General features: G+C 70.3%; 13 protein-coding genes. 9 read left to right on the plus strand and 4 right to left on the minus strand.

Translation table 11 applies throughout. The features are described from left to right. Nucleotides 1-308: 308 nt before the first annotated feature. The 3 genes from JRI60_RS08720 to JRI60_RS08730 are packed head-to-tail and all read left to right on the plus strand — an operon-like array spanning nucleotide 309 to nucleotide 3,335. Complete coding sequence (locus tag JRI60_RS08720; RefSeq protein ID WP_204225384.1) at nucleotides 309-1,382, plus strand: sensor histidine kinase; 1,074 nt, start codon at nucleotides 309-311, stop codon at nucleotides 1,380-1,382. Then, nucleotides 1,375-2,973 (plus strand): ATPase domain-containing protein, encoded by a 1,599-nt coding sequence (locus tag JRI60_RS08725; RefSeq protein WP_239470424.1) that lies wholly within the window; start codon nucleotides 1,375-1,377, stop codon nucleotides 2,971-2,973. The genes JRI60_RS08720 and JRI60_RS08725 overlap by 8 nt, the downstream gene beginning before the upstream one ends. Further along, a complete protein-coding gene (locus JRI60_RS08730) occupies nucleotides 2,970-3,335 on the plus strand; it encodes a response regulator (RefSeq protein ID WP_204225385.1) in 366 nt (121 codons plus the stop codon). Before JRI60_RS08725 ends, JRI60_RS08730 begins: the two co-directional genes overlap by 4 nt. A 6-nt stretch (nucleotides 3,336-3,341) precedes the next feature. On the opposite strand, the gene JRI60_RS08735 is transcribed toward JRI60_RS08730, so the two are convergent. Continuing rightward, a complete protein-coding gene (locus tag JRI60_RS08735) occupies nucleotides 3,342-4,436 on the minus strand; it encodes a phospholipase D-like domain-containing protein (RefSeq protein ID WP_204225386.1) in 1,095 nt (364 codons plus the stop codon). A 90-nt stretch (nucleotides 4,437-4,526) separates the two neighbouring features. Next, nucleotides 4,527-4,715 (minus strand): hypothetical protein, encoded by a 189-nt coding sequence (locus JRI60_RS08740; protein WP_204225387.1) that lies wholly within the window; start codon nucleotides 4,713-4,715, stop codon nucleotides 4,527-4,529. A 216-nt stretch (nucleotides 4,716-4,931) separates the two neighbouring features. Here JRI60_RS08740 and JRI60_RS08745 point away from each other — a divergent pair, with 216 nt between their 5' ends. Both JRI60_RS08745 and JRI60_RS08750 read left to right on the plus strand, forming a co-directional pair. Continuing rightward, the gene (locus tag JRI60_RS08745) at nucleotides 4,932-5,942 is read left to right on the plus strand and encodes a serine/threonine-protein kinase (RefSeq protein WP_239470766.1); all 1,011 of its coding nucleotides are present in this window, start codon (nucleotides 4,932-4,934) and stop codon (nucleotides 5,940-5,942) included. A 23-nt stretch (nucleotides 5,943-5,965) separates the two neighbouring features. Next, entirely contained in the window at nucleotides 5,966-6,181 is a 216-nt protein-coding gene (locus tag JRI60_RS08750) for a hypothetical protein (RefSeq protein WP_204225389.1), read from the plus strand. A gap of 89 nt (nucleotides 6,182-6,270) precedes the next feature. On the opposite strand, the gene queF is transcribed toward JRI60_RS08750, so the two are convergent. After that, the gene (gene queF / locus JRI60_RS08755; protein ID WP_204225390.1) at nucleotides 6,271-6,675 is read right to left on the minus strand and encodes a preQ(1) synthase; all 405 of its coding nucleotides are present in this window, start codon (nucleotides 6,673-6,675) and stop codon (nucleotides 6,271-6,273) included. Between the two features lie 180 nt (nucleotides 6,676-6,855). Between queF and JRI60_RS08760 the strand changes: the two genes are divergently transcribed. Further along, nucleotides 6,856-8,772, plus strand: coding sequence for a hybrid sensor histidine kinase/response regulator (locus JRI60_RS08760; protein WP_204225391.1), 1,917 nt, complete (start codon nucleotides 6,856-6,858; stop codon nucleotides 8,770-8,772). Between the two features lie 6 nt (nucleotides 8,773-8,778). On the opposite strand, the gene JRI60_RS08765 is transcribed toward JRI60_RS08760, so the two are convergent. Further along, on the minus strand, nucleotides 8,779-10,149 hold the full coding sequence (locus JRI60_RS08765) for a hypothetical protein (RefSeq protein ID WP_204225392.1): 1,371 nt from the start codon (nucleotides 10,147-10,149) through the stop codon (nucleotides 8,779-8,781). A gap of 277 nt (nucleotides 10,150-10,426) precedes the next feature. Here JRI60_RS08765 and gltB point away from each other — a divergent pair, with 277 nt between their 5' ends. The 3 genes from gltB to JRI60_RS08780 are packed head-to-tail and all read left to right on the plus strand — an operon-like array spanning nucleotide 10,427 to nucleotide 16,984. Further along, complete coding sequence (gltB, locus tag JRI60_RS08770) at nucleotides 10,427-14,980, plus strand: glutamate synthase large subunit (protein WP_430384371.1); 4,554 nt, start codon at nucleotides 10,427-10,429, stop codon at nucleotides 14,978-14,980. Between the two features lie 3 nt (nucleotides 14,981-14,983). Continuing rightward, nucleotides 14,984-16,447, plus strand: coding sequence for a glutamate synthase subunit beta (locus tag JRI60_RS08775; protein WP_204225393.1), 1,464 nt, complete (start codon nucleotides 14,984-14,986; stop codon nucleotides 16,445-16,447). Between the two features lie 18 nt (nucleotides 16,448-16,465). Next, complete coding sequence (locus JRI60_RS08780; protein ID WP_204225394.1) at nucleotides 16,466-16,984, plus strand: bifunctional diaminohydroxyphosphoribosylaminopyrimidine deaminase/5-amino-6-(5-phosphoribosylamino)uracil reductase RibD; 519 nt, start codon at nucleotides 16,466-16,468, stop codon at nucleotides 16,982-16,984. Nucleotides 16,985-16,986: the final 2 nt, after the last annotated feature.

The following is a 16,986-nucleotide window of genomic DNA, read 5'->3' on the forward strand; positions in this document are numbered from 1 at the left end:
ATACCGCATGGCTCGCGACATGGACGGATGCCAGACGGCTGCTCTCACGGTCTCCTCCCGCTCCACTCCCGGACGGGTGCGGAGTGCGCTGCAGTAGACGCCGGACTGAACCCCGGGTGAAGAGCGCTCGCTCCCCTGGTTTGTCCCGCCCCGGGGGCTTCGCCGGAAGCGTCGAGCAGATGACGGAGGGGCGCGAAGCGTTTCGTTTCGGCTGGTTGCCGTCGTCGACCCCATGCCCATCTTGGGGGACTGCGGTCACCTCATGCGACACCGGGGGCCATCTGTTCGTGCTGTGTGGGGAGACGGGAGTGTCCGAGCAGCCAGGCATGGAGAGCGTTCTCGATTTCCTCACGGTTCCCGTGGTCCGGCTCGAAGAGGGGTCCGCGCGCGTCCTGTTCACCAACGCGGCGGCACGGGCGCTTCCCTTCTCCCTGGTGCCTCCCACCGCCGCGCTCGATGCCGAGGGCGCTCCCCTCCCACCCGAGCAACACCCGGTGCAGCGGGCCGCGCGAGGTGAACAGCTGGAGGGGGAGTTGTTCCGCTGGGTGACGCCCGAGGGAGTCCGCACGTTCGTGATTCACTCCCGGGTGGACCGCTCCCGCTCGCCGGGCGTGGTGACGCTGACCTTCCAGGACATCAGCCCTTGGCGGCACGCGGAAGAGGACCTGCGGCGGGCGCTCGAGGCCCGCGACAGCTTCCTGTCCGTGGCCTCGCACGAGCTCAAGTCCCCCATCACCGTGCTCCAGCTCGTGCTGGAGCGCCTGCAGCGGGGCGCCCGCCGCGAGACGGAGTTGTCGGGGAGCCAGGTGGCCGAGAGGTTGGAGCCCGCCCTGCGGCAGGTGCGCCGGCTGGGCGTGCTGGTACAGAACCTGCTCGACGTGAGCCGCGCCCGCAACAACCACTTCGTGTTGGACCGTGAGCGCTTCGAGCTGGGCTCCCTGGTGCGCGAGGTGTGCGAGCGCTTCACCGAGCAGTCCCGGCAGGCGGGTTCGACGCTGGTGGCGGAGGACTGTCCTCTGGTCGAGGTCCACTGGGACAGACTGCGGGTGGAGCAGGCTCTCAGCAACCTGGTCACCAACGCCATCAAGTATGGCGCGGGCGGGCCCATCTCGGTGCGTGCCGAGCTCCAGGACGGGGCGGTGTCCCTGCGGGTGGAGGACCGGGGCATCGGCGTGACCGATGGAGACAGGGAGCGCATCTTCAACCCGTTCGAGCGGGCCGCCTCGGGCCACCGCGTGGAGAGCCTGGGGCTCGGCCTGTACATCGTCCGGGAGATTGCCCGTGCCCATGGGGGCACGGTGGGTGTGTCGGGGCGGGAGGGTGGAGGTTCCTGCTTCACGATCCGCCTGCCGGTGGAGGTGACGGAGGTGGTCAGTGAGTGAGTCCCGGAACGAGGGCGAGGGCGGCGGGGGTGGGGAGGCGCGGGTCCAGACGGGCATCCGGCGCCTGGACTTCATCCTCAAGGGGGGGTTCAAGGCGGGCGGGGCCTATGCCGTGATGGGGCCGCCAGGCAGCGGGAAGACCATCTTCGCCAACCAGTTGTGCTGCAATCACATCGAGATGCAGGGCGGACGGTGCGTCTACATGACCCTGCTCGTCGAGTCGCACGCGAAGATGGTGGCGCACCTCTCCTCGCTGCGCTTCTTCAAGCAGGAGTACCTCCCCGACAGGCTCTACTACATCAGTGGCTATCAGGAGGTGCGTGAGGAGGGCTTCACCGGACTGCTCGAGCTCATCCGCCGCACGCTGCGCGAGCGCAAGGCGACCCTCTTCGTCATCGATGGCATGGAGAGCGCGGAGCAGTTCTCCTCCAGTCCCCAGGCCTACCGGGAGTTCGTGCACGCGCTCCAGACCGCGGCCAACCTGCTGGGCTGCACCACGCTGCTGCTCTCCAACCTGCGCTCGCGCTCGCACGTGGAGAACGCGCTGGTGGATGGTGTCATCGAGCTGTCCGACCAGCTCATCGGGCCGCGCGCCGTGCGCGAGCTGACGGTGCACAAGTTCCGCGGCAGCGACTACCTCCGGGGCCGTCACGAGGTGGAGATCACCAACGATGGGCTGATCATCCACCCTCGCACGGAGATTCAATTCAGCAAGCCGCCCGAGCAGGCTCGAGAGCAGCGCATCCGCATGGGGTTCGGCCTGAAGCGGCTGGACGAGATGGTCGGTGGGGGCGTGCCCTCGGGCTCCACCGTCGCCCTGGTGGGGGCGCCAGGGACGGGCAAGACGCTGCTGGGCCTCTCCTTCCTGGTGGAGGGGGCACGCCAGGGCCAGCGCGGGACGTACTTCGGGTTCTACGAGCCGCCGCCCCGCCTCATCGAGAAGGCCGAGGACGTGGGCATCCCCCTGGAGCGCTACGTGAAGAACGGCCGCATCACGCTGGAGTGGCAGCCGCCGCTGGAGCACTTCATGGACTCGCTGGCGGAGCAGCTCCTGGAGAAGCTGCGGCTCGATGAGAAGCACACGGAGCGCCGGCGCCTGTTCATCGACGGGGCCGAGGGCTTTCGCGCGGCGGCGGTGTATGCGGACCGCATCCCCCGCTTCCTGTCGGCCCTCACCAACCAGCTCCGCATGCAGGATGTGACGACCGTCATCACCGACGAGCTGGATCTCTTCCATCCCGAGCTCGACCTGCCCACCCCCGAGCTGGCCAACGTGGTGGAGACGGTGGTGGTGTTGCGCTACCTGGAGCTGCGCTCGCAGATGTTCCGGCTGCTCTCCGTCATGAAGATGCGCGAGAGCGCCTATGACACCTCGTTGCGAGAGTTCCGCATCACCTCCAACGGCATCGACGTCGCCGAGTCCTTCGAGAGCGCCGAGGTCCTCCTCAGCGGGCACGCGCGCGTGCGCGACGGAGACGGGAAGGGGAGAGGGACGGGAGACAAGCCTCCCCGGACCCGGAAGGCAACGACGCGGCGGACGGCGGTCAAGCGCGCCGGCAGGTCAGGCAAGGGCGGCGGGGGCAAGCGGTGAAGAACATCCTGGTCGTCGAGGACGAGTTCGACGTGCAACAGGTCGTGGCCGACGTCCTGCGGGACGAGGGCTACGAGGTCGCCGTCTGCGGGAATGGCCGGGAGGCCCTCGAATATCTGCGCAAGCACCGCCCGGACGTCGTCGTCATGGACGTGATGATGCCCATCCTCTCCGGGCCGCAGGTGCTCGAGCAGATGGCGAAGAGTCCCGAGCTGAAGGGCGTGCCCGTCATCCTCATGAGTGAGATTTCACCGCCGGAGTCGGAGCCGCGGCGCTGGCGCTCCTTCTTGAGGAAACCCTTCCGGCTCGAGCAGCTCCTGGACGCGGTGTCCCGGGTGTCCGGGGTGATGGGCAGGGCCTGAGGGCCGTCAGTCCCGGCGGCGCATGCGCCGCGAGCCGACGAAGCTGGCGAAGTGTTCGGCGAAGCGCGCCACCGCCAGGCCCACCACGTCCAGCAGCCAGCGCTGGAGGCCCGAGCGCGCGCAGTCCTCCAGGCCCACCGGCCGGGCCTGGGCCATGTGCCGCTCCATCCAGTGGGTGGCCCCCTCGGCGACGTCGGCGTCCTCCACCTCCACCAGCGTCTCCAGGTTCACCAGCGAGAGGGGGTCGAGGTTGAAGCTGCCCACCAGCAGCCGCCGCCCGTCCACCACCGCCGCCTTGGCGTGCAGCGTGGTGGCCGTCCACTCGTGGATGCGCACGCCCGCGTGCAGCAGGGTGCGGTACAGGCGCATGGTGGCCGCGCGGGCGAAGGGGACGTCGCTGCGGCCGGCCAGCAGCAGGTTCACCTCCACCCCCCGCTTCGCCGCCCGTTTGAGGGCGCGCACGAAGCCTCGGTCCGGCAGGAAGTACGCGTGGGCCAGCACCACCTTCTCCCGGGACTGCGCCAGCGCCGCCAGGTAGCGCGCCCTCAGGCGCCACCCTCCGCCGAAGCCGGACAGCAGCAGCCGCACCGGGCCCGCCTCCAGCGTGGACGCCCCCGCGGTGAGCCGGGCACCGAGCCGCGCGCAGATGTCGCCCCGCAGCTCCAGCGCCAGGTCCGCCCACCCCGGCCGCCCCTCCTCGGTGGCGTAGTGGTCCCCGATGTTGATGCCCCCGAGGAAGGCCACCGTGTCATCCACGAGGAGGATCTTCCGGTGGTTGCGCCAGATGCGGCCGTGGAGGATGGAGGTGAGCGGGTTGTGGATGCGGACCTTGATGCCGGACGCGCGCAGGGTGTCCGCGAGCGCGCGGCTCCCGCCGATGGTGCCCCAGCCGTCGACGATGACCTTCACCTCCACGCCCCGGTGGGCCGCGGCGGTGAGGGCCGAGACGAAGCGCGAGCCCACGCCCTCGCGCTCGAAGGCGTACACCTCCAGGTGCACGCGCCGGGTGGCCGAGGCGATGGCCTCCAGCATGCGAGGGTAGGCCTCGGCGCCCCCGTCGAGCAGGGTGATGCGTTGCCCCCGTGTCTGCGCGGACAGCATCTCCCTCTCCCTTCGGGAGAGGGTAGGGGTGAGGGTCTCTGGGGCCGGTGATCCCATCCGTGTCCGCTCGGTGTCGGTGTCCCGTGCGTCTCAGTCGTCGTGCTTGCGCGCGCCCTTGCCCTTGCCCTTGTGGCGGCACTTGTGCCCATCCCAGTACTGGCTGGGGTGGCACTCGGGGTCCCTGTCCCTGGAGCGGGAGGGCACGTAGCGGGTATCGCGGATGACGAGGCAGCCCGGCAGGGCGATGAGGAGGGCGGGAAGGAGGATCAGCTTCTTCATGGCGCGCGCACAGTAGCAGCGTGCCCGCGGCTCTTCTCGTCCTCTCGCTTTCCGTATGTGGAGATTTCTACCGCCCGGCTGTCTGCACTCTGGGCGTGTCGACGCCGCGCTCCTGGATTCGCTAGCCTCCGGTCCGTGCCTTCCACCGAGAAGCCCGTTGTCAGACACCGGAAGATAGGCGCCTACCGCGTACTCGGAGAGCTGGGCCGCGGCGGCATGGCCCAGGTCTACCGGGGTCTCCACGAGATGCTCCAGCGCGAGGTCGCCATCAAGGAGATGCTCGCCGACCCCGTCCGCGACAAGGAGGCCGTCTCCCGCTTCCGCCGCGAGGCGCTCGCGCTCGCCGCCTTCCGCCACCAGAACATCGTCACCCTCTACGACCTGGTGGAGAAGAACGACGTCCTCTTCATGGTCATGGAGTTCGTGGACGGGCCCACCCTGCACGAGCTCATCAAGGAAGGGCCGCTGCCCCCCGAGGTGGGTGCCGCCGTCGGCGCCCGCATCGCCGGGGCGCTCGAGCACGCGCACTTCCGCCGCATCATCCACCGCGACCTCAAGCCCGCCAACGTGATGCTCACCAAGGCCGGCGACGTGAAGCTGATGGACTTCGGTGTCGCCAAGGACGTCGGCCTGGAGGCCCTCACCGCCCAGGGCATGGCCGTGGGCACCCCCTCGTACATGTCCCCTGAACAGGTCACGGGCGCGCCCGTGGACGGACGCACGGACCTGTTCGCGCTCGGGGTTCTCCTCTACGAGGCCCTCTCCGGCGGCCGCCCCTTCCTCGGCCGCAACGCCGGCGAGGTCTTCGCCCGCATCCGCGATGGCGACTACACCCCCCTGAGCAAGGTCGCCCCCCAGGTCCCCAAGCCCCTGGCCGACATCATCCAGCGCGCCCTCCAGGTGAAGCCCGAGGACCGTTTCCCCAACGCCGCCGCCATGCGCCGCGAGCTGGAGTCCTTCCTCGCTCAGCATGTGCGCATGTCCTACGAGGCCTTCCTCGTCGGCTTCCTCCGCCACCGCCAGAAGCTCACCGAGACCGAGGCCCTCGCCCATCTCACCCAGGAGGAGCTGAGCATCGTCGAGGACTTCGAATTGCAGGCCCGCCCTCCTCGCGCCTGGGTCCCCTGGCTCCTCGCCGCCGCCACCGCCGCCGCCGGTCTCGGCGCCGGGCTCGCGTTTACTCAGTCCTATTGGATGGGGCTCGTGCGGCAGTTGACCCTCCGCTAACTCGCGCTTCCCCGGAGCTCGCCATGGGCAGAATCGTCACCGCCGTCTTCGCCATTGCTCTCATCGCCGGCGCGGCCTGGTATGCGCTCGAGCACTCCTCGGCCCGGAGCTCCTCCGCTGAGGGAGACAGTGCTCCCAAGCGGCAGCTCGACAACGTCCGTGAGTCCGCCAGCCGCATCGAGTCCGATGCCGATCAGCGCGCACAGGAGCTCGAAGAGAAGATGAAGAGCGCTCAGTAGGGTCCGGGTCCCCTTGGGTAGACCCTCACCCCGACCCTCTCCCAGGGGGAGAGGGGTTGGCACACGGGGGCAACCCGGGGCTCATTTCTCTACTTGCGGCGCGCCGGGGTGTTCTTCTTCGCCCCCTTCGCTCCCTTGCCCTTCTTCTCGTGACGCACCGTCACGATCGTCCCGATTCCTCCTCGCACGAAGAAGTCCCCCTCCACCGACAGCTGCCTCGGTTGGATGGCTCGCACGATGTCGTCCGCGATCGTGTTCGTCACCTTCTCGTGGAAGGCTCCCTCGTCCCGGTACGACCACATGTAGAGCTTCAGGCTCTTCAGCTCCACGCACAGCTCGTCCGGCACATAGCGGATCCGGAACTTCGCGAAGTCTGGTTGCCCCGTCAGCGGGCAGAGGCACGTGAACTCCGGGACGTCGAACGTGATCTCGTAGTCGCGCTCCGGCGCCGGGTTCGGGAAGGTCTTCAGGTCCTTGGTGGGCTGGGAAGGCATGGCGGGGTGTCGTCTAACACACACTGGGAGGATTGCAGCCTCTCAGTGGTGAACGCTCTCCCCCACGCCAGGCCCCCCTCCTGTCGGGGGTTCAACGCCCCTGGTGTCCAGGGGGGAGCAGGATGAGGCGGCCCGTCTTGTGTGTCCGATGGGCTGGGCGTACTCAACTTCTTGTCCCGCATGCTGCCCTCCGACTTCCAGGACATCCTCGCGTGTGTCCCCCAGGCCGTTGTCCGGCTGGGTCCGGACCTGTGCGTCGAATGGCTGGAGCCGGACTTCAACGCCAAGACCGGGATGGAGTTGAAGGTGGGAGACCCGCTGCTGTCCGTCCTCGAGGGGGGCCGCGGCCGCGATGCCCTGGAGCGCTCCCTGCGCGAGGGCCAGGGTCACTCGGGTCATGTCATCACCTCGGGCCTCAAGCAGATGCGCATCCAGGCCCGCCCCTGCCGCACGGGCGCCGCCCCCGGCGCCTGGCTCCTCTTCGAGCCCTCCGGGGTCGATGACGAGGTCGCCTTCGCCCAGGCCCTTCAGGAGATCGCCCGCGAGGTGGGCGAGACGCTGGACGTGGACGCCGTGTGCAAGGCCGCGGTGCTGGCCGTGGTGCGCTGCGCCCAGGTCCGCCGCGCCGAGGTGTACCTCGCCGAGGAGGGTCAGCCCCTGCGCCGCGTGGCCGTGTCCGACCTGGCCAGCACCGAGTCCCCCGAGGACGCGCTCGAGGACCACGCCGACTCCTTCGAGGCGGCGCTCGTCACCCGGCAGCCCCAGATCGGTGTCCAGCGCGGCTACGGCGACTCCGTGGGCTCCATCTTCGCCGCGGTGCCGCTGCTGTCCCCCCGGCGCGCCGTGGGCCTGCTCGTCCTCTACAAGGAGCAGGGCACCTCCTTCTCCCTGCGCGAGCTGGAGCTGTGGAGCGCGGCTGCCGGGCAGGTGGCGGTCACGGTGGAGAACGCCCGCCTGCTGCGAGAGGCCCAGGCGGCCCTCCGGGTGCGCGAGGAGTTCATGTCCATCGCCTCGCACGAGCTGAAGACGCCCCTCACCCCGCTCAAGCTCCTGCTCCACTCCATGGAGCGCCGGCTCGCGCAGGGGCTGCCCGTGGAGCCCTCCAGCGTCCTCAAGTCGAAGCGCCAGGTGGATCGGCTGGCGGGGCTGGTCAACGGCCTGCTGGATGTGTCGCGATTGGAGGGAGGACGGTTGACACTGCTGCCCGCGCCCCTGGAGATGGGCCACCTGGTGGCGGAGGTGGTGGACCAGTTCCGCCACACCTGCGAGCGCCCCTTCACCCTGACGGTGCCGCGCGAGCGCCTCTGGGTCCAGGGAGACCGGGACCGGCTGGAGCAGGTGCTCGTCAACCTGCTGGAGAACGCGCACAAGTACAGCCCCAAGGGCGACCCCATCTGCGTGGAGGTGGAGGTGGTGCACGGGGAGGCGCGCATCCACGTGAAGGACAGGGGCATCGGCATCCCCGCGCAGGACCAGGCGCGGCTCTTCCAGCGCTTCTACCGGGCGGGCAACGCCTCGCACCGCCACTTCGGCGGGCTGGGGCTGGGCCTCTTCATCAGCCACTCCATCGCGCGGCTGCACGGGGGCTCGCTGTCGGTGGCGAGCGCCGAGGGCGAGGGCTCCATCTTCACCCTGGGGCTGCCGCGCATGCCCGTGAACGAGGTCCGCCGGCTGCCGCGCCGGGTGCTGCTGCTCGACGAGGATCGGGCCCACGAAGTGGTGGCCGAGCGCGTGCTGCGCGCCGGGGGCTTCGAGGTCCTCACCGCGCACGACGGCGTGGACGCGCTGCGCCGGGCCTCGTCCCTGCCGGTGGATCTGGTGCTGCTGTCGTCCAGCGCTCCTCCCACCCAGTTGGGGCTCTTCCTGGCGGCCTTCGCGGAGCTGCCGCGCGCCCGGCCCATTCCCATCGTGCTCGCCGGGGCCTCGCGCCCCGCCTGGGCCCAGCCGGAGCACTCCCTGTGCTCGCGGCCCTACCGCGAGGCGGACCTGCTCGCCGCCGTGCACGCCACCCTGGGGCCCTCCGAGGAGCGTGGCCGCCCGGAGGAGCGCTCCTCCCTCCTGGAGCGCGTCCCCCTGGAAGCCCTCATGCTTCCCTGAGCCGACTCACCGGCACTCGTGGCCCGTGGGCCTCACCGCGCCCGTGCCGCGGAAGGACGTGTCGTCCCGGGTGCGGCCCGTGAGCACGGCCGAGGTGCTGTCGCACGTGAGGTCCGTCTGCTGCACCTTGAAGCACAGCACCTTGTCGAGCCGCCCATCCCCGTTCACGTCCTTGCGGGAGTGGCTCACCGGACGGGCCTCCGTGCCGGTGGCCCCGAAGCGCACCGTCGACGGCGACACCCGCGTGGCATCGAACTCCGCCGTGCTCAGGATGGCCACCTTCACCCTGGAGTGACGATCCAGGTCGACCTCGTTCGTGTCGTCCCCTGGCTCGATGTCGATGGAGACCGGGCCCGCCATGTCGCCCACCCTCAGGTACTCGTAGACCTTCTTGCATTCGCCGTTGTCGACGACGAAGAGGTTGCCATGCCGGTCGAAGGCGGCTCCCATCGGGTTGCCGAAGGCCGGTTTGTCCGGTGGCCCCGGCAGCATCCCGACCACCGCGCCGCTCGCGTCATACTTCACGAAGCCGTCCGCCCGGCTCCAGTAGACGTTGCCGGCGCGGTCCACCGCGACCGACCTGTTGACCTGGCTGTCCGTCCCCGTGGCGAAGAGACTCGGAGTCCCATCGGGGGCGATGCGGATGAGCGCGGGAGGCGTGGCGCCCAGGCTCACCACGTACAGGGTGCCGTCCGGGGCGCTGGCGATCGACTCCGGGCTCACGAGGAGCGGCGACCCCGAGCTGAAGACGCTCAGCCCCAGCGGAGCGAGCGTCACGCGGCTGACCCGGTTCACGAAGGGCTCGGTCACGAAGAGGCTTCCCGCGAGGGGCCCCTGCCCCAGGGTGATGCCATCGGGCCCCTCCAGTCCCGAGATGAGTGGAGAGAAGGTGCTGCCCTCGCTGAAGGGCGCGGAGAAGAGCTCCGTGCCGCCCCCGTTGTAGAAGAACCCTCCCTCCTCATCGAGCGCGATCCAGAAGCCCAAGCCCCCCGTCGCGAAGTAGTTCATGTCATCGACCCCGTTGACGAGCGTTCCATCGGGGCGGATGCGGGAGACGTTGCCGAAGGACGGGTACACATTGCCCCGGCTGTCCACGGCCACGCCCATCCAGCACACGCCGCTCGTGGACTGTCCGCGCACCGGGTAGAAGACACGAATGGACCCTGGCGGCCCCTCGTGCTCCTCCTCCGAGTCCCAGGTGTCGCGCGGGTCCACCGCGGACGAGGTCTCCGGCCGGTAGACGAGCACGCGGGGGCTCGATGGTTGCAACTGCTCATATCTGTCCCCGGTGTCCGCCCATCCCACCTGGGCGCAGGTCAGCATCACGAGGGCGGCCAGTACACCTCCGCCCCCCTTCATCTCGGGCTTTCGCATCATCACGTCTCCCCTCCCTGCCCACGACGTCCTCGTCGTGGGTGCCTGAGAAGGTGAAGACTTCGAGAGAAGTCGCCTATCGGGCTCGGGGTGGGGCGGAGTTGAGCGAACTCCACACTCCCGTCACCCCCGTGTCATGGACGCCCGGGCCCTCGCTCCGTTGCCCGCTCCGGGCGCCTGCGGGCTGGCGACATCGTGTTCTTCTTTCCGTCACCTGACGCGGCGCAATAGACTGACTCTTCTGGTTGAACGGATTTCCAACCGCCGCGAGGGAGCACTGATGTCGCAAGGCCCGGGACGCTATGGGCTGTACGAGCCGGACACCGAGCACGATGCCTGTGGAGTGGGCTTCGTGGCCCACATCCGGGGCGAGAAGTCGCGTGCCATCGTCGACGACGCCCTGGAGTTGCTCAACCGGTTGAGCCACCGGGCGGCGGCGGGGCGGGATCCCGAGACGGGAGACGGCGCCGGCATCCTCGTGCAGCTGCCCCACCGCTTCTTCGAGCGCGAGCGGCTGGGCTTCGCGCTGCCCCCGCGCCGCCAGTACGCCGTGGGCATGGTGTTCCTCCCCTCGGACACGGAGGCGCGCATCGCCTGCGAGGCGGCGCTGGAGCAGGTGGCCGCCGACGAGGGCCAGCGTGTGCTCGGCTGGAGGGACGTGCCGGTGGAGCCCTCGTACCTGGGCCGGCTGGCACGCGAGGGAGCGCCCGTCATCCGGCAGCTCTTCGTCGCCCGGCGCCGTGTGGTGCCCAGCGCCTTCGAGCGCAAGCTGTACCGCATCCGCAAGCTGGCCGAGCGGCGCATCCGCGAGCGCGCGCTGGACCCGGACGGCCAGTTCCACGTGGCCAGCTTCTCCTCGGAGACGCTCATCTACAAGGGCCTGCTCCTGCCCAGGCAGCTCCCGCGCTTCTACGTGGACCTGCAGCACCCCGAGTTCGTGAGCGCGCTGGGCCTGGTGCACTCGCGCTTCTCCACCAACACCTTCCCCACGTGGGAGCTGGCGCAGCCGTTCCGCTACATCGCGCACAACGGTGAAATCAACACGCTGCACGGCAACCGCAACTGGATGAACGCGCGGCGCGGGCTGCTGCAGTCGGCCCGCTTCGGCGGCAGCCTGGAGCCCCTCTTCCCCCTCATCGTCCCGGGCAAGAGCGACTCGGCGCAGTTCGACAACATGGTGGAGCTGCTGTACCTGGGCGGGCGTCAGCTCCCCCACGCCATGATGATGATGATTCCGGAGGCGTGGGAGGGCCACACGCTGATGAGCGACGAGCGTCGCGCCTTCTACGAGTACTCCAGCTCGCTCATGGAGCCGTGGGACGGGCCGGCGGCCATCGCCTTCACGGACGGCCAGCTCATCGGCGCCACGCTGGACCGCAACGGCCTGCGCCCCGCGCGCTACCTCGTCACCGAGGACGAGCGCATCATCCTCGCCTCGGAGACGGGCGTCATCGACGTGCCCGCAGCGCAGATCCGCCGCAAGGGCCGCCTCACCCCCGGCCGCATGCTGCTGGTGGACATCACCGAGGGCCGCATCCTCGAGGACGAGGAGGTCAAGCGCGACATCTCCACGCGCTGGCCCTACCGGAGGTGGCTCCAGCGCAACGTCTTCCACTTCGACGACCTGCCCACCGTCCCAGCGCCCCCTCGCCTGGGTGGCGAGGAGCTGTGGCGGCTCCAGCGTGCCTTCGGCTACTCGGACGAGGACGTACGGCTGCTCCTGCGGCCCATGGCCGAGACGGGCAAGGAGCCGGTGGGCTCCATGGGCACGGACACGCCGCTGGCGGTGCTCAGCGACCAGGCGCCCACGCTCTACAACTACTTCCACCAGCTCTTCGCGCAGGTCACCAACCCGCCCATCGACCCCATCCGCGAGTCGCTGGTGATGACGCTGGCCACCGGGCTGGGGCCGGAAGGTAACACCTTCGAGGAGACGCCGGAGCAGTGTCACCGGTTGTCGCTGCCGGGCCCCATCCTCACCAATGGTGAGCTGGCGAAGCTGGCCGCCATCAGCAACGAGGGCATCTTCGAGACGCACCGGCTGAGCCTGCTGTACCCGGTGGGCGCGGGCGAGCGCGCGCTGGAGGAGGCCGTGGAGCGGCTGTGCACCGAGGCCGTGGAGGCGGTGGACGCGGGCGCGAGCATCCTCGTGCTGAGCGACCGGGGCGTGGACGCGGCCCATGGCGCCATCCCCGCGCTGCTGGCCGTGTCCGCGGTGCACCAGCGGCTGGTGCGCGACGGTACCCGTATGTACACGGGCCTCGTGCTGGAGACGGCCGAGGCGCGTGAGGTGCACCACTTCGCCTGCCTCTTCGGCTACGGCGTCTCGGCGGTGAACCCCTACCTCGCGCTGGACACGCTGCGCGCCCTGGCGGACGCGGGCGAGCTGCCGGTGGACCACGAGAAGGCGCAGGAGAACTTCGTCCACGCCATCGAGGAGGGCCTGCTGAAGGTGATGTCCAAGATGGGCATCTCCACGCTGCAGTCCTACCGCGGCTCGCAGCTCTTCGAGGCGGTGGGCCTGGAGCGCAAGCTGGTGGAGCGGCACTTCACCGGGACGCCCTCGCGGGTGGAGGGCGTGGGCCTGCCGGAGCTGGGGCGCGAGGTGCGGGAGCGGCACGCGCGCGGCTTCGACGAGGCCTCTGCCTTCGAGGCGGAGCAGCTCCCCGTGGGCGGCCAGTACCAGTGGCGCCGCCGGGGCGAGACGCACAAGTGGAACCCGGCCACCATCGCGAAGCTCCAGCAGGCGGCGCGCACGAATGACGCCGCGCTGTTCGCCGAGTTCTCGCGGCTGGCCGACGACGAGACGCGCGCGCACTGCAACCTGCGCGGGCTGTTGGAGGTGGTGACGGAGGGCTGTACCCCCGTGCCGCTGGAGGAGGTGGAGCCGGCGAGCGAGATCGTCAAGCGCTTCGTCACCGGTGCCATGTCCTTCGGCTCCATCAGCGCCGAGGCCCACGAGACGCTGGCCATCGCGATGAACCGCCTGGGCGGGCGCTCCAACAGCGGTGAGGGTGGCGAGGAGTCGCGCCGCTACTCGCCGGACGAGAACGGGGATCTGCGCCGCAGCGCCATCAAGCAGGTGGCCAGCGCGCGCTTCGGCGTCACCACCGAGTACCTGGTCAACGCGGTCGAGCTGCAGATCAAGATGGCCCAGGGCGCCAAGCCCGGCGAGGGCGGGCAGCTGCCGGGCCACAAGGTGGACGAGCGCATCGCGCGGGTGCGCTGGTCCACCCCGGGCGTGACGCTCATCTCCCCGCCGCCGCACCACGACATCTACTCCATCGAGGACCTGGCGCAGCTCATCTACGACCTGCAGTCGGTGAACCCGGCGGCGCGGGTGAGCGTGAAGCTGGTGAGCGAGGTGGGTGTGGGCACCATCGCCGCGGGTGTGGCCAAGGCCGGCGCGGGCGGGGTGGTCATCTCCGGCTACGAGGGTGGAACGGGCGCCTCGCCGCTCTCGAGCATCAAGCACGCGGGCCTGCCCTGGGAGCTGGGACTGGCCGAGGCGCAGCAGGTGCTGGTGCACAACGGCCTGCGCGGGCGCATCCGGGTGCAGGTGGACGGCGGCCTGCGCACCGCCCGGGACGTGCTCGTCGCCACGCTGCTGGGCGCCGAGGAGTACGGCATGGCCACCGCGAGCCTCATCGCGCTCGGGTGCATCATGCTGCGCAAGTGCCACCTCAATACGTGCTCGGTGGGCATCGCCACCCAGGACGCGGGCCTGCGCGAGCGCTTCCACGGCAAGCCCGAGCACGTGGTGAACTTCTTCTTCATGGTGGCCGAGGACCTGCGGCGCCAGATGGCGGCCCTGGGCGTGCGCAAGCTGGACGAGCTGGTGGGCCGGGTGGACCTGCTGCGGCAGCGCCCCAAGGCGGAGCACTGGAAGGCGGCGCGGGTGGACCTCTCCGGTATGTTGACGCCGCCCAGCGCCCCGGAGATCGAGGCCCGTCACTGCGACACGCCGCAGACCAAGGACGTGTCGGAGCACCTGGACCACGACATCCTCCAGCGCGCGAAGGCCACGCTGGAGGGCGGAGCGCCCACGCTGCTGGTCCGCCCGGTGAGCAACACGCACCGCGCCGTGGGAGCCATGCTGTCGGGTGAGATCGCCCGGCGCTATGGAGCGCGAGGGCTGCCGGACGGGCAGCTCCGCGTCCGGCTTCAGGGCTCGGCGGGACAGAGCTTCGGGGCGTTCCTCACCAGCGGCGTGACGCTGGAGCTGGAGGGGGATGCCAACGACTACCTCGGCAAGGGCCTGTCCGGCGGGCGCGTCATCGTCTACCCGCCCGAGGGCAGCCGCTTCCTCCCCGAGGAGAACGTGCTGGTGGGCAACACCGTCCTCTATGGCGCCACGGCCGGCGAGGTGTACCTGCGCGGGCTCGCGGGCGAGCGCTTCGCGGTGCGCAACAGCGGCGCCCAGGCCGTCGTCGAGGGCGTGGGCGACCACGGCTGCGAGTACATGACGGGCGGTGTGGTGGTGGTGCTCGGGCCCACCGGGCGCAACTTCGCCGCGGGCATGAGTGGCGGTATCGCCTTCGTGCTCGACCGCGAGCGCTCCTTCCGCGAGCGCTGCAACCTGGAGATGGTGGAGCTGGAGTCGCTGGTGGACGAGTCGGAGATCTGGCTCGTGCACGGGATGATCGAACGGCACCTGCACCACACGCGCAGCACGCTGGCGCAGCGGGTGCTCGACAACTGGGAGCTGATGGTGCCGCAGTTCGTGAAGGTGATGCCCACCGATTACAAGCGCGTGCTTCAGGCGCGCCGGGCGGCCCGCAAGCCGCCTTCGGCCGCCATGCCGCGTCTCCAGGTCGTGGGAGGGGAGCGCTGAGCCATGGGCAAGACGACCGGTTTCATGGAGTGGCAGCGAGTGTCCGCCCCCAAGCGGGAGAAGTCCGAGCGCGTGGCGGACTCCCGCGAGTTCGTGCTCCCGCTGTCCGCCGACGAGGCGAAGCGGCAGGCGGGGCGGTGCATGGACTGTGGCGTGCCCTTCTGTCACCAGGGCTGTCCGCTGGGCAACCCCATCCCCGAGTTCAATGACGCGGTGTTCCGGGGCAAGTGGAAGGAAGCCTTCCTCGCGCTGAGCGGCACCAACAACTTCCCCGAGTTCACCGGTCGGCTGTGCCCGGCGCCGTGCGAGGCCGCCTGCGTCCTCAACATCGACCAGGATCCGGTGACCATCGAGCAGATGGAGAAGGAGATCATCGAGCGGGCCTTCGCCGAGGGGTGGGTGCGAGCCCGGCCTCCGGTGAGCCGCACCGGCAAGCGCGTGGCGGTGGTGGGCTCGGGACCGGCGGGGCTGGCGGCGGCGGCGCAGCTCAACCAGGCGGGGCACCACGTCACCGTGTACGAGCGGGACGACCGGCCCGGTGGGCTGCTGCGCTACGGCATTCCGGACTTCAAGCTGGAGAAGTCGGTGCTGGACCGGCGGCTGAGGCTGATGGAGGCCGAGGGCGTGGAGTTCCGCTGCGGCGTGGACGTGGGCCTCGAGCCGGGCTTCCGCGCGCTGCGCGAGCAGTATGACGCGGTGGTGCTGGCCATGGGCGCCAGGCGCGCCAGGGAGCTCGAGGTTCCCGGGCGTGAGCTGTCCGGCGTGGTGCAGGCCATGGACTACCTGGAGCACCAGAACCGGGTGGTGGCGGGCCTGGCCACGCGCGAGCCCCGGTTGAACGCCTCGGGGCGGAAGGTGCTCATCCTCGGTGGCGGTGACACGGGCTCGGACTGCCTGGGCACGGCGCTGCGCCAGGGCGCCGAGAGCGTGACGCAGGTGGAGCTGATGCCCATGCCGCCCAGGGGGCGCTCGGAGAACAGCCCGTGGCCGCGCTGGCCGATCATCTTCCGCACCTCGTCCAGCCAGGAGGAGGGCGGGGCGCGCGAGTTCGGGTTGATGACGAAGCGGCTGGAGGGCGAGAACGGCAAGCTGCGGGCGCTGCACGCGGTGCGGGTGGAGCTGCAGCGCGAGGCGGGCGGAGCGCCCCGGCTGGTGGAGGTGCCCGGCTCAGAGGTCACCTACGAGGTGGACCTGCTGGTGCTGGCCATGGGCTTCACGGGGCCGGACACGGGACGGCTGGCGGAGGAGCTGGGCGTGAAGCTCAGCCCCCGCGGCACCGTGCTGGTGGACTCGCGTTTCGCCACGTCGGCGGACGGCGTGTTCTGCGCGGGCGACGCGAGCCGTGGGGCGAGCCTCATCGTCTGGGCCTTCTCGGACGGACGCGAGGCGGCGAAGGCCGTCGACACGTACCTGTCCCAGGAGTCCTCCAGCCTGCCGACACGCGGGAAGGACTGCTCCTTCGGCTGACCCCGTCGGGTCGAACCCATGTCCAAGCCCCTCTCTCCCGCCGTCAGCTCCTCACCGGGCCCCGCTTCCGGGGCGGCCATGGCCGCCCAGGACGAGGCCTGGATGCGGCTGGCCATCGAGCTCGGCGAGCAGGCCAAGGGCCACACCGGCGACAATCCCTACGTGGGGTGCGTCATCGTCGTGGACGGGCGCGTCGTGGGTTCCGGGTACACGCAGCCTCCCTACCAGCCGCACGCCGAGGCCTCCGCCTTCCTGGACGCGGAGCGCCGCGGTCATGAGGTGCGGGGGGGCACCCTGTACACGACCGTGGAGCCGTGCTGCTTCTTCGGACGCACGCCGCCCTGCTCACAGGCCATCATTGAGCGGGGACTGGCCCGCGTCGTCGTCGGCATCCGGGACCCCCACCCGCGCGTCAACGGCCAGGGCATCGCCCAGCTGCGCGCCGCGGGCATCGAGGTCACGGAGCACGTCTGCCGCGAGGAGGTGCGCTCCTATCTCTCGGGGTGGCTCTCCGGCTTTGGACCGGACGCCGGGTAGGT

Source organism: Archangium violaceum (assembly GCF_016887565.1).
GTDB lineage: Bacteria > Myxococcota > Myxococcia > Myxococcales > Myxococcaceae > Archangium > Archangium violaceum_B.